The organism is Pseudomonas sp. P4_C1 (assembly GCF_056402155.1).
In genome coordinates this window covers 179,782-203,360 of record NZ_JBFUHY010000001.1, presented here as the reverse complement: position 1 = coordinate 203,360, position 23,579 = coordinate 179,782, and the positions used below count along the sequence as shown (strand labels likewise).

At 60.1% G+C, this 23,579-nt stretch carries 16 protein-coding genes and 1 pseudogene; 5 read left to right on the top strand and 12 right to left on the bottom strand.

Annotation, left to right across the window (positions count from 1 at the left end):
• Nucleotides 1-103: 103 nt before the first annotated feature.
• The 3 genes from hutU to hutC form a co-directional block, all read right to left on the bottom strand.
• On the bottom strand, nucleotides 104-1,786 hold the full coding sequence (gene hutU, locus AC1DU9_RS00925) for a urocanate hydratase (protein WP_223457817.1): 1,683 nt from the start codon (nucleotides 1,784-1,786) through the stop codon (nucleotides 104-106).
• A 448-nt stretch (nucleotides 1,787-2,234) separates the two neighbouring features.
• Nucleotides 2,235-2,804, bottom strand: coding sequence for a HutD/Ves family protein (locus tag AC1DU9_RS00920; protein ID WP_223457819.1), 570 nt, complete (start codon nucleotides 2,802-2,804; stop codon nucleotides 2,235-2,237).
• Nucleotides 2,805-2,814: 10 nt separating this feature from the next.
• Nucleotides 2,815-3,525 (bottom strand): histidine utilization repressor, encoded by a 711-nt coding sequence (gene hutC / locus AC1DU9_RS00915; RefSeq protein WP_162135916.1) that lies wholly within the window; start codon nucleotides 3,523-3,525, stop codon nucleotides 2,815-2,817.
• A gap of 146 nt (nucleotides 3,526-3,671) precedes the next feature.
• Here hutC and AC1DU9_RS00910 point away from each other — a divergent pair, with 146 nt between their 5' ends.
• Entirely contained in the window at nucleotides 3,672-5,036 is a 1,365-nt protein-coding gene (locus AC1DU9_RS00910; protein WP_223457821.1) for a formimidoylglutamate deiminase, read from the top strand.
• A 108-nt stretch (nucleotides 5,037-5,144) separates the two neighbouring features.
• Here AC1DU9_RS00910 and AC1DU9_RS00905 read toward each other — a convergent pair whose 3' ends face one another.
• Both AC1DU9_RS00905 and AC1DU9_RS00900 read right to left on the bottom strand, forming a co-directional pair.
• Nucleotides 5,145-5,714 carry a lipocalin family protein gene (locus tag AC1DU9_RS00905; protein WP_223457823.1) on the bottom strand — a complete coding sequence of 190 codons (570 nt, stop codon included), beginning with the start codon at nucleotides 5,712-5,714 and terminating at the stop codon, nucleotides 5,145-5,147.
• Between the two features lie 30 nt (nucleotides 5,715-5,744).
• Entirely contained in the window at nucleotides 5,745-5,999 is a 255-nt protein-coding gene (locus AC1DU9_RS00900) for a hypothetical protein (protein WP_008018937.1), read from the bottom strand.
• Nucleotides 6,000-6,280: 281 nt separating this feature from the next.
• On the opposite strand from AC1DU9_RS00900, the pseudogene AC1DU9_RS00895 reads away from it, so the two are divergent.
• Nucleotides 6,281-7,315: pseudogene (locus AC1DU9_RS00895) on the top strand (HAMP domain-containing protein); the annotation flags it as partial.
• Nucleotides 7,316-7,408: 93 nt separating this feature from the next.
• Nucleotides 7,409-8,173, top strand: a complete 765-nt coding sequence (locus AC1DU9_RS00890; RefSeq protein ID WP_411740693.1) for a methyl-accepting chemotaxis protein — start codon at nucleotides 7,409-7,411, stop codon at nucleotides 8,171-8,173.
• A 115-nt stretch (nucleotides 8,174-8,288) separates the two neighbouring features.
• Here the strand turns inward: AC1DU9_RS00890 and AC1DU9_RS00885 are convergent, their stop codons facing one another.
• The 5 genes from AC1DU9_RS00885 to AC1DU9_RS00865 form a co-directional block, all read right to left on the bottom strand.
• Nucleotides 8,289-8,891, bottom strand: a complete 603-nt coding sequence (locus AC1DU9_RS00885; RefSeq protein WP_223457827.1) for a DUF924 family protein — start codon at nucleotides 8,889-8,891, stop codon at nucleotides 8,289-8,291.
• Between the two features lie 3 nt (nucleotides 8,892-8,894).
• Nucleotides 8,895-9,905, bottom strand: a complete 1,011-nt coding sequence (locus tag AC1DU9_RS00880; protein WP_108216199.1) for a class 1 fructose-bisphosphatase — start codon at nucleotides 9,903-9,905, stop codon at nucleotides 8,895-8,897.
• A gap of 215 nt (nucleotides 9,906-10,120) precedes the next feature.
• Nucleotides 10,121-11,494 (bottom strand): DUF3999 domain-containing protein, encoded by a 1,374-nt coding sequence (locus tag AC1DU9_RS00875; protein ID WP_223457829.1) that lies wholly within the window; start codon nucleotides 11,492-11,494, stop codon nucleotides 10,121-10,123.
• Nucleotides 11,491-14,682: a DUF2339 domain-containing protein gene (locus AC1DU9_RS00870; RefSeq protein WP_223457832.1), complete on the bottom strand. Its 3,192-nt coding sequence runs from the start codon at nucleotides 14,680-14,682 to the stop codon at nucleotides 11,491-11,493. The genes AC1DU9_RS00875 and AC1DU9_RS00870 overlap by 4 nt, the downstream gene beginning before the upstream one ends.
• A gap of 303 nt (nucleotides 14,683-14,985) precedes the next feature.
• A complete protein-coding gene (locus tag AC1DU9_RS00865; RefSeq protein ID WP_223457834.1) occupies nucleotides 14,986-17,436 on the bottom strand; it encodes a glycogen/starch/alpha-glucan phosphorylase in 2,451 nt (816 codons plus the stop codon).
• A gap of 255 nt (nucleotides 17,437-17,691) precedes the next feature.
• On the opposite strand from AC1DU9_RS00865, the gene AC1DU9_RS00860 reads away from it, so the two are divergent.
• Nucleotides 17,692-18,129, top strand: a complete 438-nt coding sequence (locus tag AC1DU9_RS00860) for a YkgJ family cysteine cluster protein (protein WP_108216195.1) — start codon at nucleotides 17,692-17,694, stop codon at nucleotides 18,127-18,129.
• A gap of 228 nt (nucleotides 18,130-18,357) precedes the next feature.
• Here the strand turns inward: AC1DU9_RS00860 and typA are convergent, their stop codons facing one another.
• On the bottom strand, nucleotides 18,358-20,178 hold the full coding sequence (typA, locus tag AC1DU9_RS00855; protein ID WP_116264161.1) for a translational GTPase TypA: 1,821 nt from the start codon (nucleotides 20,176-20,178) through the stop codon (nucleotides 18,358-18,360).
• A gap of 139 nt (nucleotides 20,179-20,317) precedes the next feature.
• Nucleotides 20,318-21,772 carry a tRNA uracil 4-sulfurtransferase ThiI gene (gene thiI, locus AC1DU9_RS00850; RefSeq protein WP_223457836.1) on the bottom strand — a complete coding sequence of 485 codons (1,455 nt, stop codon included), beginning with the start codon at nucleotides 21,770-21,772 and terminating at the stop codon, nucleotides 20,318-20,320.
• A 328-nt stretch (nucleotides 21,773-22,100) separates the two neighbouring features.
• Between thiI and glnA the strand changes: the two genes are divergently transcribed.
• Nucleotides 22,101-23,507 carry a glutamate--ammonia ligase gene (gene glnA, locus AC1DU9_RS00845; protein WP_110660758.1) on the top strand — a complete coding sequence of 469 codons (1,407 nt, stop codon included), beginning with the start codon at nucleotides 22,101-22,103 and terminating at the stop codon, nucleotides 23,505-23,507.
• The last annotated feature ends 72 nt before the right edge of the window (nucleotides 23,508-23,579 follow it).

Sequence of the window (23,579 nt, the reverse complement as noted above, 5' to 3'; positions counted from 1 at the left end):
TTGCTCGCGATTGAGATCTGCCAGTCAGCACAGATGTTGAATGTGCCGGCCTCATCGCGAGCAAGCTCGCTCCCACAGGTAAAGCGGTACCACAGGTTCTGTGTTACTTGCCGGTAATCATCGGCAGGTTCAGCCCTTGTTCCTTGGCGCAGTCGATGGCGATCTGGTAACCGGCATCGGCGTGACGCATGACGCCGGTCGCCGGGTCGTTGTGCAGCACGCGAGCGATACGCTCGGCCGCTTCGTCAGTACCGTCGCAGACAATCACCATGCCCGAGTGCTGGGAGAAGCCCATGCCGACGCCGCCGCCGTGGTGCAGGGACACCCAGGTCGCGCCGCTCGCGGTGTTGAGCAAGGCGTTGAGCAGTGGCCAGTCGGACACGGCGTCGGAACCATCCTGCATCGATTCGGTTTCGCGGTTCGGGCTCGATACCGAACCGGAGTCCAGGTGGTCGCGACCGATCACGATCGGCGCGGACAACTCGCCGCTGCGGACCATTTCGTTGAACGCCAGACCCAGCTTGGCGCGCAGGCCCAGGCCAACCCAGCAGATACGTGCCGGCAGACCCTGGAAGCTGATGCGCTCGCGAGCCATGTCCAGCCAGTTATGCAGGTGGGCGTCGTCCGGGATCAGTTCTTTGACCTTGGCGTCGGTCTTGTAGATGTCTTCGGCGTTGCCCGACAGCGCAGCCCAGCGGAACGGGCCGATACCGCGGCAGAACAGCGGACGGATGTAGGCCGGTACGAAGCCAGGGAAGTCGAATGCGTTTTCCACGCCTTCTTCTTGTGCCATCTGGCGGATGTTGTTGCCGTAGTCGAAGGTCGGCACGCCCATTTTCTGGAAGTCCAGCATCGCTTTAACGTGAACGGCCATCGATTGCTTGGCGGCCTTGATCACAGCGGCAGGCTCGGTCTTGGCGCGAGCGCGGTACTGGTCCCAGGTCCAGCCGGCCGGCAGGTAGCCGTTGAGCGGATCGTGGGCGCTGGTCTGGTCGGTGACCATGTCCGGTCGCACGCCGCGCTTGACCAGTTCCGGCAGGATTTCTGCCGCGTTGCCCAGCAGGGCGATGGAGATCGCTTTGCCTTCGGCGGTGTATTTGGCGATGCGGGCCAGCGCGTCGTCGAGGTCAGTGGCTTGCTCGTCGACATAGCGGCTTTTCAGACGGAAATCGATGCTGACCTGCTGGCATTCGATGTTCAGCGAGCAAGCGCCAGCCAGGGTTGCGGCCAGAGGCTGAGCGCCGCCCATGCCACCGAGGCCAGCGGTCAGGACCCAACGACCTTTCAGGTCATCGTTGTAGTGCTGGCGACCGGCTTCGACGAAGGTTTCGTAGGTGCCCTGGACGATGCCCTGGCTGCCGATGTAGATCCAGCTGCCAGCGGTCATCTGGCCGTACATGGCCAGGCCTTTGGCGTCCAGTTCGTTGAAGTGTTCCCAGCTCGCCCAGTGTGGAACCAGGTTGGAGTTGGCAATCAGTACGCGCGGGGCGTTGGCGTGGGTCTTGAACACGCCGACCGGCTTGCCGGATTGCACCAGCAGGGTCTCGTCGTCGTTCAGGTTGGTCAGGCTTTCAACGATCTTGTCGTAGCATTCCCAGTTACGTGCAGCGCGACCGATACCACCGTAAACCACCAGTTCTTTAGGGTTCTCGGCGACTTCCGGGTCGAGGTTGTTCATCAGCATGCGCAGCGGCGCTTCCGTCAGCCAGCTCTTGGCGGTCAGCTTGTTACCGCGTGCAGCACGGATTTCAACGTCACGAAACTTAGTGGGTTTAATGTCAGTCACGAAAAAGACTCCTCAGCAATCAATCCAAACCAACCCAGGCAGTGGGCGAGCAAGCCAATGGGCATCAATGCACACCGGCGAATCAGTGGACGATGGTTGAGTCCTCGTGACTCATACACATACGTCTTTACTTGTACATACAAGCATATGCAATCAAGCGGCCAACTTGTTGGATGAGCATTCAAGAAAAATCCTGAAACGGCTGGAGAGCGCCTGGGACAAGGGTTCTGGCGTAGATGAAATTTTTTCGGGAGGATTTTTGTGGCGATGGGATTTTGTTACTTGAGCGTGGTTTTGCGCCACGCTGGGGCGTTCGGTAACAAAGTGGTGCGCGATGGGGAACGGATTTGAAGTGGCAAAAAGCATCGCGGGCAAGCCCGCTCCCACAGGATCTTCGCAGGACCTGTAGGAGCGGGCTTGCCCGCGATTGTGTCGCTTGAGTTTTGGGTCAGTGCGCGGACAGCTCAATCACACAGCATGGCCCGTTGACGGAGACTTCCAGCAGGCCAGTGTTACCGTCCAGTTGCAGGCAATCATGCCGGCCCAGTTGCGAAGTGTTGTTACCGACCTTCACTTCCAGTGCTTCGCTGATGCTGAACACCAACACCGTGCCCGCCGAACTGAAGAACCGCTGCTCGCCACTCAACCACTGCAACCGCGCAGCGTAACGCTGCGGTGCGTAAATCAGGTTGAAATCGCGAATCGGACCGCCGAGCAATGTGCAGGACACCTTGCTTTCACCGCTGAAGGCAAACGGATCCAGCGGTAACAGTGGCCGAGCGTCCTGACCATCCACCGTCAGGGTCATACCGTCGCCCTGTAAAACGGTGATCACCCGCTCATAACCGGCGAAGGTGGAAAAACCACCCGACTCGCCAATGTCGGCAATCGACAGGCGCCAACCAAAGCCATCCAGGCCAGTGCCGGCATCACGGGTGATTTCTTCAGTGCTGCCGCCGCCGTTTTTCCACGGCATGCGCGGGTAATCCTTGGCGCGTAAAACCTTCAACTGATTCATTTATGGCTCTCTATTTATGGAACCGACCTTCCAGACGATGACGGGAACCGGGGTGGATCAAGCGAGCGGCGGTCACTGGCTGACGACCGGACCAGGTGCGGCGACGAATCAGCAGGCACGGCTCGCCCTTTTCAATCTGCAGCAATTTGCATTCGGACGGCTCGGCCAGGATCGCCTCGACCACGTGCTCGCCCTCGGTCAGCGGCGCGACCTGGTTCAGATAGGCATAGGGCGTTTGCAGGGTGAAGTCCTGCTTGAGGTAGTCCGGTGCCACCAGCGCATTGACGAAACGGTCTTCGATTTGCACCGGAATATCGTTTTCGAAATGCACGATCAGCGAGTGGAACACCTTCTGTCCTTCGCGCATGTCCAGGGCCAGGGCGCGCTCGGAGCCGGCGGCCTCTTCTTCAAGGGTGATGACCTTGCAGGTGTGGCGATGACCGCGGGAGGCAATTTCATCGGCGATGTTGTGCACTTCGAACAGTGCGGACTGGCTTTTCGGCTCGGCGACGAACGTACCGACGCCTTGCATGCGCACCAGCAGGCCATCGGCGGTCATCTCGCGCAGGGCGCGGTTGATGGTCATGCGGCTGAAGCCCAACTGGCTGACCAGTTCACTTTCCGACGGCACGCGGTAGTGCGGCGGCCAGTTTCCACTGTCAATTTGCTGGGTGATCATTTGTTTGACGCGGGCGTACAAGGGCGCCGGACTGTCGCCCATGTTCGCGGCCAACGGAGAGACTGGAGGCGGAGTCGGCACGGTTAATCCTTGGTTATTTGAATGATGTCGCTAGCTTGCCGGAGTTTACCGGGCAGGCAAACGTCTGTATATGTATATACAAATAACACACGATAGGGTGATGAACCATGTCCGCCTTCTTTGCCGAACGCGCGCTGCTGCCTAGTGGATGGGCCAACAATGTACGTCTTGAGGTCAGCGCCGACGGCGTATTGACCCATATCCAGGCCGATTCCAAGGCAGATGGCGCCGAGCGGCTGAGCGGTCCGCTGCTGCCTGGCATGCCGAACCTGCACTCCCACGCCTTCCAGCGGGCCATGGCCGGGTTGGCGGAAGTGGCGGGCAATCCGAACGACAGTTTCTGGACCTGGCGCGATCTGATGTATCGCCTCGTCGGAAAAATCAGCCCGGAACAACTCGGCGTCATCGCCCGCCAGCTGTATATCGAAATGCTCAAGGCCGGTTACACCTCGGTCGCGGAATTTCACTACGTGCATCACGACATCAATGGTCAGCCTTATGCGGACCCGGCCGAACTGGCCCTGCGCATCAGCCAGGCCGCCAGCTCCGCCGGTATCGGCTTGACCCTGCTGCCGGTGCTCTACAGCCATTCAGGCTTCGGTGGCCAAGCGCCGAACGACGGTCAGCGTCGCTTTATCAACAGCACTGAAAACTACCTCAAGCTGCAATCGCGCCTGCAACCGGTGCTGGCGCAGCAACCGGCGCAGTCGCTCGGCTTGTGTTTCCACTCGCTGCGCGCGGTCACGCCGCAGCAGATCAGCGAAGTACTGGCGGCCAGCGACAAGCAATGCCCGGTACACATCCACATCGCCGAGCAGCAGAAAGAAGTCGACGACTGCCTGACCTGGAGCGGTCGTCGCCCGCTGCAATGGCTGTACGAAAACATCGACGTCGATCAGCGCTGGTGCCTGGTTCATGCGACCCACGCCAACCCGGAAGAAGTCACGTCGATGGCCAGGAGTCGCGCTATCGCCGGCCTGTGCCTGACCACCGAAGCCAACCTCGGCGACGGGATTTTCCCGGCGGTGGATTTCCTCGCCCAAGGCGGGCGCATGGGCATCGGTTCCGACAGTCATGTGTCATTGAGCGTGGTGGAAGAATTGCGCTGGCTGGAATACGGCCAGCGTCTGCGCGACCAGCGGCGTAATCGTCTGTATGGCGCGGATCAGCCAATGGTCGGCCGCACGTTGTTCGATGCCGCGCTGGATGGCGGCGCCCAGGCGCTGGGCCAGCCGATTGGCGCGCTGGAGGTCGGCAAGCGTGCCGACTGGCTGGTGCTCGATGGCAACGATCCGTATCTGGCGACAGCCAATGGTGACGGAATTCTCAACCGCTGGCTGTTTGCCGGCGGTGATCGCCAGGTGCGGGATGTGCTGGTGAACGGCCAGTGGGTGGTGCGTGACGGGCGGCATGCCGGGGAAGAAGAAAGCAGCCGTGCCTTCACTCAGGTACTGCGCGATCTTCTGAACTAATGCAAAAAAACCTGTAGGAGCGAGCCTGCTCGCGATGGTGTGTCAGTCGACATCATTGTGTCTGATACTCCATCGCGAGCAGGCTCGCTCCTACAGGGTCATGCGTTGTTAGTTCGAGGTCTCGGCCATCTGCTCTTCCGACGCCCGCCAGATCAGCCGCGTGGTGTCGTAACCCTGCTGACGCGCCTTGCTCAGCAGCTCCTCACGCACCACACCGTTCACGGTCGGCGAGCGCGACAACAGCCACAAATACTTCCGGCTCGGATCACCGACAATGGCGGTCTTGTAGTCATCGCTGACGTACAGCACCCAGTATTCGCCCTTCGCCGTACCCGGGATCAGCCTGGAGAACCAGGTATCGAACTCGATCCACAGCTTGTCGCCCTTGCCGGGCTCCTGTGGATAAGCCGTGCCCTTGACCTCTTCCCATTGCCACTGTGCCGTCAGGCAGCGATTCAACACCGCGACGTTGCCGTCGGGTTTGAGCGTGTAATGGGCTTCGGATTGCGCGCAGTCGCGCTGGAAGTACATCGGCATACGAGCCAGCTCGTACCAGGTGCCCTGGTAGCGCTTGAGGTTGACGCTTTTGACCGTCTTGGGAGCCAATGGATCCTGGACAGACGTGGCACAGCCGGCCAATACCAGGCCGGCAAAAAGGATGATCAATAACCGCTTCATTATTTTTCTCCCGCGGGCAAACGCCCCGGTTTACTTCAGGCCTTGGCCGGAAAACATCAGCACTTTGTCACCGGCGAACTGCACGCTGATAAAGCTGTTCTTGTCGCCCCAGGTGCAACTGGACATGCCGAGCGCGCCTGAACAATCGGCGGGCTTGCCCAACAGGGTCTCCACATCGGCTTTCGCCATGCCGGACGAGAGCTTAGAGTAGTTTTCCTGATTGACTTTGCTGCAGGCAGCCAGCAACACGCAAAACGAAAGCAGGGCGATGGAACGCAGCGACATGGTGAAACTCCGGGGGGCGTAGGGATTGGCATGGCTGCCAAGCTGAAGCTTAGAAGAGAAAACCCCTGTGAGGTTCCGTACCCGGCAGGCTATTTATCGGGCCACTCGTCTACCTTTTGCCGAAAATCAATCACTTTCCTTGTTCATCGAGCATTTCGTCGTTTTTCAGCAAATCCGCCTAATCTTTGGCGCCGATCAGTCGACATACATGCAACGCAAAGCCAAGTCGGTGGTATTTGCACCCCCCTTTTGTAGACCTGACCCTCTGCGGTAGCTCATCCATGACCAGAAACATGAAGTTCAGCCACAAGATCTTGTTGGCTGCCGCCCTCGTGGTGGCCGTCGCATTCGCTTGTTTCATCCTGTTCAACGACTATCGCCAGCGCGAAACCTTGCGCAACAGTACCGAAGCCTCGATGCAGGAACTCGGCAGCCTGACCACCAGCAACATCCAGACCTGGCTGGAAAGCCGCATGCAATTGCTGCTGTCGATGGCCCAACAGATCACCGCCGATGGCAATGCTCCCGCCAGCCTGAAACGGATCATCGACCTGCCCGCCTACACCGGCAACTTCCAGCTGAGTTACTTCGGTGGCGCCGACGGGGTGATGTTCTCGGTCCCGGCGGGCAACCGCGCGGCGGACTACGACCCACGTGTCCGTGGCTGGTACAAGGCGGCCAATAGCGCACAACAGACCATTGTCACCGAACCGTACATTGCCGCGTCTTCCGGCAAACTGGTGATCACCGTGGCCACCCCGGTGCAGCACCAAGGCCAGATGATCGGCGTCGCCGGCGCCGACATCGACCTGTCCAGCGTCAGCGCAATCATCAATTCGCTGAACTTCGGCGGTCACGGTCATGCGTTCATCGTCGGTGCCGATGGCAAGATCCTGGTTCACCCGGACAGCAAGCTGGTGCTCAAGAACCTGACCGAGGCCTATCCGAGCGACACCCCCAAAGTCAGCCCGGGCATGAAAGAAGTCGAGATCGACGGCAAGCGCCAGTTCATCTCCTTCACCCACGTCAACGGCGTGCCATCGGCGAACTGGTACGTGGCACTGGTGCTTGACCAGGAAACGGCGTTCTCGATGCTCAGCGAATTCCGCACCTCGGCGATCATCGCCATGGTGATTGCCGTGGTGATCATCATTGTGCTGCTGGGCATGCTGATCAGCCTGCTGATGCAGCCGCTGTTGACCATGGGCCGCGCCATGCACGACATCGCCGAAGGTGAAGGTGACCTGACCAAACGCCTGACCATTCACGGCCACGACGAATTCGGCGCGCTGGGACTGTCGTTCAACCGCTTCGTCGAACGCATTCATACCTCGATCATCGAAGTGTCCTCGGCCACCGGCCAGGTCAACGAAGTGGCGCTGCGTGTAGTGGCCGCGTCGAATTCGTCGATGTTCAACTCCGACCAGCAAGCCTCGCGCACCAGCAGCGTGGCCGCGGCGATCAACCAGCTCGGTGCCGCCGCCCAGGAAATCGCCCAGAACGCCGCCCTCGCCTCGCAACATTCCAGCGATGCCCGCAGCCTGGCCGAAGACGGCCAGCAGGTGGTGGATAAAACCATCGCAGCGATGCAGCAGCTGTCGGCCAAGATCAGCGACTCTTGCGGCAACATCGAAACCCTCAACAGCAACACGGTCAACATCGGGCAGATTCTGGAAGTGATCACCAGCATCTCCCAGCAGACCAACTTGCTGGCACTGAACGCAGCCATTGAAGCAGCACGTGCCGGTGAGGCCGGGCGTGGTTTCGCGGTGGTGGCCGATGAGGTGCGCAACCTCGCTCACCGCACCCAGGACTCGGCGCAGCAGGTGCAGACGATGATCGAAGAGCTGCAGGTCGGCGCCCGGGCAGCGGTGGGCATCATGACCGACAGCCAGCGCCAGAGCGAAAGCAGCGTCGGCATCGCCAATCAGGCAGGCGAACGCCTGGGCAGCGTGACCCAGCGCATCGGCGAGATCGATGGCATGAACCAGTCGGTCGCCGCCGCCACTGAAGAACAGACGGCTGTGGTGGAGTCGATCAACGTCGACATCACCGAGATCAACACGCTGAACCAGGAAGGTGTGGAGAACCTGCAGTCGACCTTGCGTGCGTGTGCCGATCTTGAGCAGCAGGCGGCGCGGTTGAAGCAGTTGGTGGGTAGCTTCAGGATCTAAGACCTTCACCGGCCTCATCGCGAGCAAGCTCGCTCCCACAGGGATCTTTGTCGCACCGGAGATCTACTGTGGGAGCGAGCTTGCTCGCGATGACGGATTCAGCAACAGCGCAAAATTAGAACCTTGACCCAGGCTTTGAGAGAAACGCCAACTCCTCAGCCGTAGACTCCCTTCCCAACACCGCATTGCGATGCGGAAACCGCCCAAAATGCGCAATCACCCTCTGATGCCGCTCGGCGTAATCCAGGTAATCGGCAAACAACGCTCGGTCACCTTCAGGCTGCTGCGCCACCAATTCGATATAGCGCGAGACGCCTTCGTTCTGCACCGCGAGGTCTTCGCTGTGCTCGAACACCAGGTAGATGAACACCCGCTGAATCGGCCGCAACTGCCGATCGAAATCCGCGGCAATGCCTTGGGCTACCAGCATCTGCGCCCGGAGATCGCCTGCAAAGGCTTTGGGAATATCGCGAAAGATCATTCGCGGGATTTGATCGAGCAACAGCACCAGGGCCAGCCAACCTTCGGGATGTTGCATCCACTCGGTCAATCCGCCGGCCAGTGCCTGCTCGGTCCAGTCCCCGAAACGCTCGCGCGCTTCGAGGTCCTGGCTGTCGCGCTTGCCGAACCACAACTTGCCCTTCTGCGCCGCCACTTCCCTCGCTGATTCGGAGCTTCCGAACCACCAGTCAAGCAACGGCTGCCAGGGCGCGGTCATGATTTATTCCTTGTGGTAAGCCGTGACGCGGGCAACTTCTTCTTTCGAACCGAGGAACACCGCAACACGCTGGTGCAGGCCTTCCGGCTGGATGTCGAGGATGCGCTGGTGGCCGTCGGTGGACGCACCGCCCGCCTGTTCCACCAGGAACGACATCGGGTTGGCTTCGTACATCAGGCGCAGTTTGCCCGGCTTGGAAGGCTCGCGGCTGTCGCGTGGGTACATGAACAAACCGCCGCGGGTCAGGATGCGGTGCACGTCGGCCACCATCGCAGCGACCCAGCGCATGTTGTAGTTCTTTTTCAACGGACCGGTCTCACCTGCCAGCAATTCGCCGACGTAGCGCTGTACCGGAGCTTCCCAGTGACGCTGGTTGGACGCGTTGATGGCGAATTCCTGGGTGGTTTCAGGAATGGTGATGTCTTCGTGGGTCAGCACGAAGCTGCCCATTTCACGGTCCAGGGTGAAACCCTTCACACCGTGGCCCAAGGTCAGGATCAGCATGGTCTGTGGGCCGTAGATCGCGTAACCGGCGGCTACCTGCTGGGTGCCTGGCTGCAGGAAGGCCTTTTCATTCAAAGGTTCGTTCTGGCTCAGGTATTCGTTCGGGCAACGCAGTACCGAGAAGATGGTTCCGACTGGCGCGTTGATGTCGATGTTCGACGAACCGTCCAGCGGGTCGAATACCAGCAGGTACGCACCTTTCGGGTATTTGCCCGGGATCTGGTAGGCGTTGTCCATTTCTTCGGACGCCATGCCGGCCAGGTGACCGCCCCATTCGTTGGCTTCGAGCAGGATTTCGTTGGAGATCACGTCGAGCTTCTTCTGCACTTCGCCCTGGACGTTTTCAGTGCCCATGCTGCCCAGTACGCCACCCAGGGCGCCTTTGGACACGGCGTGGCTGATCTCCTTGCAGGCACGCGCCACCACTTCGATCAGGAAGCGCAGATCGGCAGGAGTGTTGTTGCTGCGGGTCTGCTCAATCAAATAGCGACTCAAGGTAACGCGGGACATGGAAGGCTCCGGAGGAATGGGGGGGCTAAAAACCCGCGCAGTTTAGCGCGAGTCGGGGCGCATTTCCTCCTATCAGACGTGATCGGCCGAAGAGAGTTCATGCGCGGGGATGAGCGTAGTTGGAAAAGGGCTGGATGTGAGCCGTGAATGGGGGGCGAATTCGATATTTTTGGTGTCAGTTCCGACTTGCCCGCGATCTGGCGCGAAGCGCCAGCCTAGGGTCTTGCCGATGGCTTACGCAGCAAACTGAACGCCATCGCCGCCAGGAACAAGACACTGAGCAACAACACCGCCCACAAGCCGAACTTCTTCCACTGGGTGTCCGTCGTCGCCAGCGTTTTCTCTGTCGATGCATTCGAGACCACCGCCCCGACATCCACCATGGCCCGGCCCAGGGTCGCGAGCTTCGCCGGGCTGTAATCCGGAATCAGCGTCGACAGCGGCAAGTTCGCCGCCTTCGCCGTCGCATTCCCCACGACCAGCGTGTAAGGCCCAGGCCCGCGCGCCAGGAACACCAGTTGCGTGGCGCGCACGGCAAACTTCAGCGTCGGTGCCTGATCACCCAGGCCGCCGCCGCGCTCGTCCACGGTCAGTTTCAATTGCTGGACGATTTGCCCTGACAGCTGCAATTCGTTTTGCACCACGTCCTCACCGTTCTGGGTCAAACGATAGAGCAAACCGCTGCTCAACGGCTGCCATGGCAGGCTGCTGTCGCGCCGACCGGCCAGGCTCACCGGCGCCAGACTGTTGGGCTGGCTCAGCTCGACCTGCACTCGCTCGACATTCAGCCCCATCGGCAACTGCCAGGTGTATTCACCCGCCTTCGTGCTGCTGCCGGTCAACGCCTGGGACCAGACCAACGGCAGCGGCAGGCTGCGGGTACTGGCGCTTTGCAGTTGCGCCGAAGTCAGGGTCGGTGCCGAATGCGGAGTGATCCACAGCAACCGCAAGTAGCGCGCCGACTGGCCCGGCAGGCCGATTTCATGCTGCTCGACCCGCTCGTCGGAAAAGGTCAGGCGCGCCACCTGCCCTTCGCCCCAGAACTGCCAATGCTGTAAATCGTCACTGGCTTCGACGGTGAAACGCTGGAAGCCGTCGCGCTCGCTGGTCCAGTCGAGAATCAACTGCTGCAACGGCGCCTTGATCGCGGAAGCGTCGAGCAACCAGCCGCGCAACTCCTCCTCACCCGCCTCCAGCTGACTGGAGGGCTGCACCTCGACCAAGGTGCCGTTGGCGCTCGATTGCACCCGCACGCCCGGCGCGGCTTCAGTGGTGTCCACCGAGCTGTACAACGGAAACCATTTCACCTCGCTCAAGGTGCGCGCTTCACTGCTCTGCGCCGACTGCCGGGCCAGGGCATAAGCCTGAACATCACCGACAGCGTTGAACACCCGCAGATCCCTCAGGTCGGCCTGGCGTGCATTCAGTTGTACGTTCAGGGGCAGTTCAAGGCGGTACCAAGGGCCTTCGCCCGTCACCGACAGGGGTACTTGGGTGGTGAAGTCCGCCGGTTTTTCCAGGGCAACCGCCGACAACACCACGCCCATGGCAACAGCGCCCAGCCAACCCAGGTTCAGCTTCTGACTCAAGATGACACTCCTTCGGATTCCGCGAGCGGTTTCCCGGTATCCGACACAGCGTCGGCGCGCTTGGGCGGCAACGGGGCGAAATAGCCCACCACCAGCAGCAACACGCCGACACCGATAAACGACACGATCCGCGCCAGCCCGCCGCGATTGCTCAATTCGACAAAAAACAGCTTGGCCACGACCACCCCGATCAAGGCGGCGCCAATCAGCCAGATTTCGCGGCGGCGACGCAAATGGCCGCCGATCATCAGGCTCAGGGCCATCAGGGTCCAGACGATGGACAGGCCGGCTTGCACCCGCATCGACGCCAGCAACAGATCCAGCTCGAACGGTACCCCGCTCCAATGGTGCGCGGTGCGCATCACCAATGCAGTAAAGAACACGAACAGCGAGGCGCCGGCGACCCCTTGCGTGGCGTTCGCGGCGTAATCCTTGCGGACCGCCAGTTGTGTCATGGCGCTGCGGGACCAGACATAGACGCCGAACAACGCAAACAACAGGCCCAGCTCCAGCGGGTTGATCAATGGCACGTAGGGCAGTGGCTCAGCGTTGCCGTCACTGGCGACATTCGCCAGCCAGAACCAGCCGAGCATCAGCAACGCCAGCGGCGCGGCGGCGTATACACGGTATTCCCTCGAATACGCCGACACCGGCCAAGGCCACGCACGAGGTGCCGCCATCGACACCAGATACAGACTTGGCAGAATCGCCCAACCCAACCAGCGCCAGGCGTTGTATTGCTCGGACAACACCAGCAAGCCGTAACGCAGTTGCAAAGCCAGCACCCCCATCAACAGCCAACAGCCGAGCACATGGGCGACACTCAGCACGCGCGCCGGCAGCATGGGTGCCAGGCGTCGCAGGGACATGAAATGCACGACGAACACGGCAGCCCATGCCAGCCAGCCGAAGTTGGCCGCCGGGTGATAACGCGAGTGCCAGGCCGCTAGCAGCACCAGCGCTGCAGCAGGTACCAACACCGTGCAGAGCACGCCCAGTGACGGCCAACTCAGGCGCAGCGCCAACGCTGCCCACAGCGCGACACTCACGGCAGCGATGCTCAACAATAAAGACGCCTGCATCGGCAGCGACGCGAAATGCAGCACCTCGATGACCCAGGCCAGCGCCCACCAGCCTGCGCCCCACACCAGCAACGCCTGGGACAACCGCAACAAACTCAACCCTTTCAACGCTCCACGCACATGACCCTTTTGCAAACGCCAGGCCCCGACCAACGCGGCCAGCCCCAGCACCAGCGGTGCCCAGAACCCGCCATGGGCCAGGGGTCGCAGACCGTCACTGAACAGCGGTCCTGTCACCAGGAACAGCGCGCCACCCAACAGTTGCACAGCAAGCGCGGTGAACACGAACGTGCGCGATGGCAGGCGCAAGCCAACCGACAATGTCAGCACCCCGGCCAAGGCCCAACCGATCACCGTGCCGTGGCTGAAGAAAAACAGCGGTGCCAGCAAATAGAGAAACGCCAGGCCGAGGCACGCCAGGACTGGCAGGCCTATCAGCTCCCAAGGCCTGATCTGTTCCGGCAAGGCTTTGCGTAACTGGTAGAAGCTGAACAGCAATGCGACGCCCAGTAACAGCGCGCCTAGCGGTACACCGCCGAGCAGGCTGCTCTCGCTGCTGTGCAACTCGCTGAGAAACACCAGCGCCGCCCCCAGTTGCAGGAGCAAGGCAAAGGCCCGGGCCACGGGCCTTTGCTGACGCAAACCGAGCCAGAAGATCCCTGCGCCTTCCACCGCCCACGCCGCCGTCGTCCAGCGCGCATCGAGCCCCAGCGGAATCGCCAGGCTGGCGAAGATCACGCCCAGGGCCAGGCAGGTTTCCCCCAGCAACAGCGGGCGCCCGGCCATCAGCCAACGGGCGAGCCCCATGTAAATCATGCCCAGCATCAACGCACTGAACGCCGCCGCGAATTCAAGATGCTGCACCAGTGCGAACTGCAAGCCGAAACCCACCAGCGGCGGGCCGAACAGCAGCGTGCCGTCGACATAGTCACCCTTGCGCGCCGACCACTGCAGCAGCGCTTCGCGATTGCCCTCTGCCGGTGCATCGCTCATCTGCATCAGCTTGCGCCGGGCGTACAACAGACCGATGGCCAGGTACATCAGGAAAAACACAATCAGGAACGGCTCGGTGCTCCACAGCAACTCCGGAGAGTAGGAGCGCAGGCCCCAGGCGAAACCGATGCCGAAGGTGCCGGTGAATCCGATGACATTCAACAGCCGCCAGGCCTTGAACCAGGCGATGGCGAGGATGCCGGCGTTGAGCAGGGAAAAGTAACTGAACAGCGCGACGTGGCTGCCGGCGCCGGTGGAGGCCAGGATGGGCGCGGCGAAGCCACCCAGTGCGGCAGCGGCAGCCAGCCCCAGGGAGTCCTGGGTAATGGCGAGAATCGCCGAACAGATCGTCACCGCCACCAGCAGGCCAAACGCCGCCGAGGGATCGAGCAACGGATGCAGGCGCATCGCGGCAAATACTGTCAGGTACAACACGGCGATCCCGGTGCCCTGCAAGATCAACGCGTAACTGCTGTTGCGGGCTCTCAACCACCAACCCAATCCAAGCAACCCCAAGGCTGCCGCCGCAACGCCTGCGTAGCGCAACTCAAGCGGCACCACCACGCCTTCGGTGGCATAGCGCAGCAGAAAGGCCAAGCCGAGGAACAGCAGCACCACGCCGACCCGCAATACGGTATTGCCGCCGAACAACCAGGCGCGGGCGCGACTGATGGCGCGGACGATGAGATTCGGGCCACGCGGGGAGACCGGTGGTTGTGCTTCGCGAGCAGTCGGCCCGGGTTTCCAGGCATCGGCGATTTCGCTGGCCGCTGCGGGGATTGGCTCGAGTTCGGGCGGCAGTTCCCAGATCAACTCCGGGGCGTTAGCGGGTACTTCATCAAGGCGGGTTTCAGGTGAGACAAGCGGTTCACGGGTTTGCGGCGCCTTGACGCCCGATGCTTCAAGCAGTGCCAGCCGTTGCTCGACCGCTTGCAGCGCTACTTGCGCCTGTTCCAGCAGTCGCTGCTGCTCGACTGCCCGAAGGTCCAAGCGAGCCATGCGAACGGCCTGGCCGATACCCAATCCGAGTAATCCGCCCAGCAGTGCATCACTGAATGACTCGTCGAGTATCCAGCCGAGCACCAGTCCGATCAGCATGAACATCCATTGCATGGTCGATATCCCTAAGCAGCCCCGTCGTGGGGCAAGTCCAAGCGGTACAGCGTCTGATCAGTCTAGTGTGAAAACACCACAAACCCTGGGGGAGCAGCCGGTCGACGCTCGATTGCTCGCGATGAGGCCATAGCATTCAGCACTGATGTTGAATGTAAGTCCGCTATCGCGAGCAAGCTCGCTCCCACAAAGGATTGTGGCGCGTTCCAAATCTGGCTGATCCCTGCCGCCCGGTAATCCGTCACCTAGTATATCGATCCAGCCCGGCGACAACCGGGCCTTGCTCGCAGTTCTGGCTGAAAACTACTCCAGCGCCTTCCAGATCTCCGTGGCGTATTCGCGAATGGTTCGGTCCGACGAGAACCAGCCCATCCGCGCCGTGTTCAACACCGCCGAACGCCACCACTGGTTCGAATCGTGCCAATGGGCTTCGACGCGCATCTGTGCGTTCCAGTACGAGTCGAAGTCGGCGCAGACCAGGAAGCGGTCGTAATCCACCAACGAGTCGATCAGACTGGTGTAACGGGACGGATCATCCGGCGAGAACACGCCGCTGCGAATAGCTTGCAGCACATCGTTGAGACGATGGGAGGCGGCGATATCCGGCGTCGCATTGAACTCATGGTTCTGTTTGCGCGCCTCGACCTGCTGTGCGCTGAGACCAAAGATGAACATGTGCTCGGTGCCGATGCGTTCGCTCATTTCCACGTTGGCGCCGTCCAGGGTGCCAATGGTCAGCGCGCCGTTCAGGCCGAATTTCATGTTGCTGGTGCCCGAAGCTTCGAAACCGGCGGTGGAGATCTGCTCGGACAAATCCGCCGCCGGGATGATGCTCTCCGCCAGGCTGACGTTGTAGTTGGGCAGGAACACCACTTTGAGCAAACCACGCACGGTGGGATCGTTGTTCACCACCCGGGCGATATCGTTGGTCAGTTTGATGATCAGTTTGGCCTGGTGATAACTCGCGGCGGCCTTGCCGGCGAAGATTTTCACCCGTGGTACCCAGTCGATTTCCGGTTCCGCGCGGATCGCCTGGTACAACGCCACGGTGTGCATCAGGTTGAGCAACTGGCGTTTGTATTCGTGGATTCGCTTGACCTGCACGTCGAACATCGCCGCCGGGTTGACCGCGACGCCCAGCCGCTCATGAATCAGGTACGCCAGGGCTTTCTTGCTGTGCAGGCGTTGCTCGGCAAACGCCTTGCGGAATGCATTTCTCTCGGCGAACGGTTCGAGGGCGAGCAAACGCTCTTCCGGGTTATCCAGCACTTTAGGCCCGAGGGCATCGACCAGCATCGAGGTCAGCTCGGGGTTGGCTTGATACAACCAGCGGCGGAAGGTAATGCCATTGGTCTTGTTGTTGATTCGCTCCGGGTACAGTTTGTGCAGTTCAGAGAACACCGTTTGTCGCATCAGTTGCGTGTGCAAACCGGACACACCGTTGATGCTGTGGGAACCGAGAAACGCCAGGTTGCCCATGCGCACCCGACGACCGTTGTCCTCCTCGATCAGCGACACCGCACGCAGCACATCGAAATCGTGGATGCCCTTGGCTCGCAGGGAGTCGATGTGCTGGGCGTTGATCAGGTAGATGATCTGCATGTGCCGCGGCAACATGCGTTCCATCAGGCCGACCGGCCAGGTTTCCAGCGCTTCGGGCAGCAATGTGTGATTGGTGTAGGAGAGCGTATCGACGGTGACCTGCCACGCCGCATCCCATGCCACGTCATACACGTCGACCAGTTGTCGCATCAGTTCAGCTACGGCAATCGAGGGGTGAGTGTCGTTGAGCTGGATCGAAGCGTGATCGCCCAGGGTAAGCACCGAGGTGTGCATGTTGCGATGGCGGCGCAGCAAGTCCTGCAGGGACGCCGCGACGAAGAAGTATTCCTGGCGCAGGCGCAGTTCCTGGCCGGCCTCGGTGCTGTCCGCCGGGTACAACACGCGGGAGATACTTTCGGCCCGGGCCACTTCGGCCACGGCGCCCAGGTGGTCACCGGCGTTGAAACGCTCCAGGTGCAGATCTTCCATGGCCCGGGCGCGCCACAGGCGCAGCGTGTTGACGCTCGCCCCACGCCAGCCGACCACCGGCGTGTCGTAGGCAATGGCCCGCACGGTTTCCGCCGGGTGCCAGACTTGCCTGGACTTGCCGTTTTCATCGGCCACGGTTTCGACGCTGCCGCCAAAGCCGATCGGGTACACCACCTCCGGCCGCTCGAACTCCCACGGGTTACCGAAATCCAGCCAGTGTTCGGTCTGCTCCTGCTGCCAGCCATCGACAATCGCCTGGCGGAACAACCCGTGCTCATAGCGGATGCCGTAGCCATGACCAGCGATGCCGAGGGTCGACATGCTTTCCAGGAAACACGCCGCCAGACGCCCGAGGCCGCCGTTGCCCAGGGCCGCATCGGGTTCCAGCAGACGGATGCGCTCAAGGTCGACGCCGAGTTCGGTCAGGGCTTCGCGGGCCACGTCGAGCAGGCCGAGGTTGCTCAGGCTGTCGAACAGCAGCCGACCGATGAGAAATTCCAGGGAGAGGTAATAAACACGCTTCTGACCTTTGCGGTAGATCTGCCGCGTATGGTCCATCCAGTGCTCGACCATGTGGTCCCGCGCGGCCAGGGCAATGGCTTCGAACCAGTCATGGTCGAAGGCGTGATCCGGGTCTTTACCCACTGCATAAGTGAGTTTGGTCAAGACGGCGTCGCGGAATGCGGCCACCTCTGCTTCGCGAACAAGTGGTTCTTGAGTCATCGATAGGACCTCGAGCGAGCTTGAAGTTGTCTGAGCCTAGACGGTCTGACAGGCAGTAGAGGCTCTGGTTCGGCAGTTTTTCCTGTGAGTGCGAATCGGGTCGGCAATACATTGTCGTGTACCTGATTCAATGCAGGGGGCGTGCCGGATTAGCGGTTTATTGGCCGGCAGTGAAAAAATCTGGCGAAAGGTTGTTCAAAAATCCACCAGTCCCGGTATTATCGCGCGCCCTGATGCACACGCTGGTAACAAACGATGATGAAGCCGAACCTGATCGCTGCCGCAGAGATCGACCGCCTCGATACCTGGGCCAAGTACTCTGCCCCGATGTGCGGCTCGTGCATGTCCAGCTGCTGCACCCTGCCCGTCGAGGTCAAGATCAAGGATCTGATCCGCATCGGCGTGGTCGATGAGTTCGAGCTGGGCGATCCGCCGAAGAACATCGCCAAACGCCTGCAAAAGGAAGGCTTGGTCGAGCGCTTCAACCAGAAGTCAGGAATCTTCACCCTCCAGCGCATGAGCAACAACGATTGCCTGTACCTGGATCGTAAGAGCCGTCTGTGCACTATTTATGAAAAGCGCCCGGATACCTGCCGCAACCACCCGAAAATCGGCCCGCGGCCGGGGTATTGTGCGTACAAGCCCAAGGAAGTGGAGCGCGAGCGGAGTTCGCGGAGTATCGAGCGGTTCTGACACCCCTGGAATTTGCGGCGCTGGTACTGGCCTCATCGCGAGCAAGCTCGCTCCCACAGGGGTTCTGTGGTGTTCACACAATTTGTGGTTCACCTCGAACACTGTGGGAGCGAGCTTGCTCGCGATGAGGCCAGCACAAACACCGCACAAACACCGCACAAACCCCAGACAAACAAAAACGCCCCCGGCCTTTCGACCGGGGGCGTTTTCGTTAAGCAAGGCTAAATCTTATGCCTTGGCTTTCTTGGCAGCGCGGGTACGCTCGCTTTCGTCCAGGATCTTCTTGCGAAGACGGATGGACTTAGGAGTCACTTCACACAGCTCGTCATCCTGGATGAATTCCAGAGCCTGTTCCAGGGTGAAGCGAACAGGTGGAACCAGGGCGATGGTTTCGTCTTTACCCGAAGCACGCATGTTGTCGAGCTTCTTGCCCTTGGTAGGGTTAACGCCCAGGTCGTTGTCACGGCTGTTCAGACCAACGATCTGACCGTTGTAGATTTCCTGACCGTGTTCTACGAACAGCTTGCCACGTGCCTGGAGGGTTTCCAGGGAGTAGGTCAGCGCCTTGCCGGTTTCAACCGAAACCAGAACGCCATTCTGACGGCCGGACATGTCGCCGGACTTCATCACGTCGTAACGGTCGAAGATCGAGGTCAGGATGCCAGCACCGTTGGTCAGGGTCAGGAACTGGTTACGGAAACCGATCAGACCACGAGCAGGGATGTTGTATTCCAGACGTACACGGCCCTTGCCATCCGGCACCATGTTGGTCAGGTCGCCCTTACGCAGGCCCATCTCTTCCATCACCTTGCCCTGGGATTCTTCAGGGGTGTCGATGGTGACGTTTTCGAATGGTTCGTGCTTCACGCCGTCAACCAGACGGATGATCACTTCCGGACGGCCTACAGCCATTTCGAAGCCTTCGCGACGCATGGTTTCGATCAGTACCGAGAGGTGCAGCTCACCACGGCCGGAAACCTTGAACTTGTCAGCCGAGTCGCCTTCTTCAACGCGCAGTGCAACGTTGTACAGCAGCTCTTTGTCCAGACGTTCCTTGATGTTACGGGAAGTCACGAACTTGCCTTCTTTACCGCAGAAAGGCGAGTCGTTTACCTGGAAGGTCATGGAAACGGTTGGCTCGTCGACGGTCAACGGCTTCATCGGTTCAACGGTGTCCGGGTGGCACAGGGTGTCGGAGATGAACAGCGAGTCCATACCGCTGATGCACACGATGTCGCCTGCAGCAGCTTCTTCAACGTCTACACGGTGCAGACCGTGGTGACCCATCAGCTTCAGGATACGACCGTTACGCTTCTTGCCGTCGGCGCCGATAGCCACAACCGGGGTGTTCGGCTTGACGCGACCACGAGCGATACGGCCAACACCGATAACACCCAGGAAGCTGTTGTAGTCCAGTGCGGAGATCTGCATCTGGAACGGACCGTCACGGTCGACTTTCGGCGCTGGTACGTTGTCGACGATCGACTGGTACAGCGGGGTCATGTCTTCAGCCATTTCGGTGTGGTCCAGACCGGCAATACCGTTCAGGGCCGAGGCGTAGACGACTTTGAAGTCCAGCTGTTCTTCGGTGGCGCCCAGGTTGTCGAACAGGTCGAAGATCTGGTCCAGAACCCAGTCCGGACGCGCGCCTGGACGGTCAACCTTGTTGATGCACACGATCGGACGCAGGCCGGCTTCGAAAGCCTTCTTGGTCACGAAACGGGTTTGCGGCATAGGGCCGTCTTGAGCGTCAACCAGCAGCAGAACGGAGTCGACCATCGACATTACGCGTTCAACTTCGCCGCCGAAGTCGGCGTGGCCCGGGGTGTCCACGATGTTGATGTGGTAGCCGTTCCAGTTGATGGCGGTGTTTTTCGCCAGAATGGTAATACCGCGCTCTTTTTCCTGGTCGTTGGAGTCCATCACGCGCTCGTCGTTGAGCTCGTTGCGCTCCAGGGTGCCGGATTGACGCAGGAGTTTGTCTACCAGGGTGGTCTTACCATGGTCAACGTGGGCAATGATGGCGATGTTGCGTAGATTTTCGATCACTTGTGTATCTCGATCAGAGGATTCGGTGTGCTGACAAGTCTTGGCAGCGATTAACAGTAGCGTCCGTGAAAGCCGTTACAGCTTGACGGTGGCGTCGGGGGGCCGGTGACGCAGGCCACAGGCAAACAGCCCCGGGCACTTAGCTCGGTCGATAAACGCGCACATTGGCATGCCCCTCACTGAGCAAATGGTGGGCATGCAGGCGACTCATCACGCCTTTGTCGCAATACAGCAGGTACTGGCGAGTAGGGTCCAGTTCCTTGAAACGAGCGTTCACTGCATAAAACGGCATCGTTTGTACCTCGATGCCAGCGAGTTCCAGCGGGTCGTCCTCAGCGGCATCCGGGTGACGGATGTCGATGACGATCTGACCGGCCAGCGCTTCGCTGACTTCTTCAATCTGCAAGTCCTGGCCCAATTCGTCGATCACGCGATCGATCGGCACCAGTTTGGCGTTTTCGAGCGCACGCTCGAGTACCGCCATATCGAATTCTTTCTCTTCATGCTCGACGCGATAGCGCTTGGCCGCGGTCTTCGGATTGACCGAGATGACACCGCAGTACTCCGGCATGTGCCGGGCGAAATCGGCGGTGCCGATTTCGTTGGCCAGGTCGATGATGTCCTGCTTGTGACTGGCGATCAGCGGACGCAAGACCAGCTTGTCGGTCACACAGTCGATCACGCTCAGGTTCGGCAGCGTCTGGCTCGACACCTGGGAGATCGCCTCACCGGTGACCAGTGCGTCGATGTGCAGTCGATCGGCAATTCGGGACGAAGCGCGCAACATCATACGCTTCAATACTACGCCCATATGACTGTTATCGACTTTGCCGAGAATTTCGCCCAGCACTTCCTCGAACGGCACACTGACAAATAGCACGCGCTGGGAGCTGCCGTACTTCTTCCAGATGAAATGCGCGACTTCCATGACGCCCAGTTCGTGGGCACGTCCGCCCAGATTGAAGAAGCAGAAATGCGCCATCAGGCCGCGGCGCATGATCTGGTAGGCCGCCACGGTGGAGTCGAAGCCACCGGACATCAGCACCAGGGTCTGTTCCAGGGCGCCCAGCGGATATCCGCCGATGCCGTTGTGCTGGCTGTGGATCACGAACAACCGTTGGTCGCGAACTTCGATGCGGACTTCGATTTCCGGCGCTTTCAGGTCGATCCCGGCGGCGCCGCATTCACGACGCAGCTTGCTGCCGACGTATTTTTCGACGTCCATCGAGCTGAACGGGTGCTTGCCCGCACGCTTGCAGCGCACCGAGAAAATCTTCCCGGCCAGCGCATCGCCGTAGTGCTGCCTGCACTTTTCGGTGATGTCGTCGAAGTCGCCCAGCGGGTACTCGTCGATCTGCAGAAAGTGCGCGATGCCCGGCATGCAGGTCAGGCGCTCACCCATCTCTTTCAAGGCTTTCGGGTCGGTGACGCGGGTTTCCAGCTCGAGATTGTCCCACACGCCGTTCACCACCACGGCCGGGTCCAGATCGCGGAGCACGGCGCGGATGTTTTTGGCCAACTGGCGGATAAATTTCGTCCGGACAGGTCGACTCTTGATGGTGATCTCGGGGAAGACTTTTACGATTAATTTCATGGAAACAGCGCGCGCAGGGTCTGCCGAAAAAGGGGGGCGCGGATTATAGCGGAAATTGCTCAAGGTTTAACCAGTTAATGTGTAGAAGGTTTTGCGCGCACCAAAACAGGTCATTTATTGAAATGAACGCCACATTGTAGGGCGGGATTTTCCGATTTAAGGTGCTTTTCCACCTGACAGGCGTGAAATTGGGGCAAAAAACCCATGGTGGGGCACTGGCATGCAATTTGCTCCCTTGTGAGGCAGGTTGCCTTGGCAGAGTATTCGCGCCGGCATCACCCACATTTAAGGGCATCCATTACTAGCCCGAAGCCACCCGGAGGACACTATGTCGAAGTCGGTTCAACTCATCAAAGATCATGACGTCAAGTGGATTGATCTGCGCTTCACGGACACCAAAGGCACTCAGCACCACGTGACCATGCCGGCTCGCGATGCGCTGGATGACGACTTCTTCGAAGTCGGCAAAATGTTCGACGGTTCCTCCATCGCTGGCTGGAAAGGCATCGAAGCCTCCGACATGATCCTGATGCCGGACGACTCCACCGCTGTTCTGGATCCGTTCACCGAAGAACCGACCCTGATCCTGGTCTGCGACATCATCGAGCCTTCGAGCATGCAAGGCTACGATCGCGACCCACGTGCGATCGCCAAGCGCGCCGAAGAGTACCTGAAAGCCACCGCTATCGGTGACACTGTGTACGCCGGTCCAGAGCCAGAGTTCTTCATCTTCGACCAGGTGAAGTTCAAGTCCGACATTTCCGGCTCCATGTTCAAGATCTACTCTGAACAAGGTTCGTGGATGTCCGACCAGGACATCGAAGGCGGCAACAAAGGCCACCGTCCAGGCGTCAAAGGCGGCTACTTCCCGGTTCCACCGTTCGACCACGACCACGAAATCCGTACCTCCATGTGCAACGCACTGGAAGAAATGGGCCTGACCGTCGAAGTTCACCACCACGAAGTGGCGACTGCCGGCCAGAACGAAATCGGCGTCAAGTTCAACACCCTGGTGAAGAAAGCCGACGAAACCCAAACCCTGAAGTACGTCGTGCACAACGTTGCCGATGCCTACGGCCGCACCGCTACCTTCATGCCTAAGCCGCTGTACGGCGACAACGGTTCGGGTATGCACGTGCACATGTCCATCTGGAAAGATGGCAAGAACACCTTCGCAGGCGAAGGCTATGCCGGCCTGTCCGACACCGCCCTGTACTTCATCGGCGGTATCATCAAGCACGGTAAGGCCCTGAACGGCTTCACCAACCCGGCGACCAACTCCTACAAGCGTCTGGTTCCAGGCTTCGAAGCTCCGGTAATGCTGGCCTACTCGGCTCGCAACCGTTCCGCTTCGATCCGTATTCCTTACGTGTCGAGCCCGAAAGCCCGCCGTATCGAAGCACGCTTCCCGGATCCGGCTGCCAACCCGTACCTGTGCTTCGCCGCACTGTTGATGGCTGGCCTGGACGGCATCCAGAACAAGATCCACCCTGGCGACGCCGCTGACAAAAACCTGTACGACCTGCCGCCTGAAGAGGCCAAAGAGATCCCACAAGTTTGCGGCAGCCTGAAAGAAGCCCTGGAAGAGCTGGACAAAGGTCGTGCGTTCCTGACCAAAGGCGGCGTTTTCAGCGACGACTTCATCGACGCTTACATCGCCCTGAAAAGCGAAGAAGAAATCAAGGTACGTACCTTCGTACACCCACTGGAATACGAGCTGTACTACAGCTGCTGATCCGGTAGCGCCCGCGCAAGCGGCGTGACAAAAGAGAGGCCTCCTTCGGGGGGCCTTTTTTATGTGCACGAT

What these genes read in the sequence shown, in the direction of transcription:
- AC1DU9_RS00920 (WP_223457819.1), bottom strand. Translation starts at nt 2,804, where the DNA reads ATGAATCAGTTGAAGGTTTTACGCGCCAAGGATTACCCGCGCATGCCG.
- hutC (WP_162135916.1), bottom strand. Translation starts at nt 3,525, where the DNA reads ATGGGCGACAGTCCGGCGCCCTTGTACGCCCGCGTCAAACAAATGATC.
- AC1DU9_RS00910 (WP_223457821.1), top strand. Translation starts at nt 3,672, where the DNA reads ATGTCCGCCTTCTTTGCCGAACGCGCGCTGCTGCCTAGTGGATGGGCC.
- AC1DU9_RS00905 (WP_223457823.1), bottom strand. Translation starts at nt 5,714, where the DNA reads ATGAAGCGGTTATTGATCATCCTTTTTGCCGGCCTGGTATTGGCCGGC.
- AC1DU9_RS00900 (WP_008018937.1), bottom strand. Translation starts at nt 5,999, where the DNA reads ATGTCGCTGCGTTCCATCGCCCTGCTTTCGTTTTGCGTGTTGCTGGCT.
- AC1DU9_RS00890 (WP_411740693.1), top strand. Translation starts at nt 7,409, where the DNA reads ATGTTCAACTCCGACCAGCAAGCCTCGCGCACCAGCAGCGTGGCCGCG.
- AC1DU9_RS00885 (WP_223457827.1), bottom strand. Translation starts at nt 8,891, where the DNA reads ATGACCGCGCCCTGGCAGCCGTTGCTTGACTGGTGGTTCGGAAGCTCC.
- AC1DU9_RS00880 (WP_108216199.1), bottom strand. Translation starts at nt 9,905, where the DNA reads ATGTCCCGCGTTACCTTGAGTCGCTATTTGATTGAGCAGACCCGCAGC.
- AC1DU9_RS00870 (WP_223457832.1), bottom strand. Translation starts at nt 14,682, where the DNA reads ATGCAATGGATGTTCATGCTGATCGGACTGGTGCTCGGCTGGATACTC.
- AC1DU9_RS00865 (WP_223457834.1), bottom strand. Translation starts at nt 17,436, where the DNA reads ATGACTCAAGAACCACTTGTTCGCGAAGCAGAGGTGGCCGCATTCCGC.
- AC1DU9_RS00860 (WP_108216195.1), top strand. Translation starts at nt 17,692, where the DNA reads ATGATGAAGCCGAACCTGATCGCTGCCGCAGAGATCGACCGCCTCGAT.
- thiI (WP_223457836.1), bottom strand. Translation starts at nt 21,772, where the DNA reads ATGAAATTAATCGTAAAAGTCTTCCCCGAGATCACCATCAAGAGTCGA.
- glnA (WP_110660758.1), top strand. Translation starts at nt 22,101, where the DNA reads ATGTCGAAGTCGGTTCAACTCATCAAAGATCATGACGTCAAGTGGATT.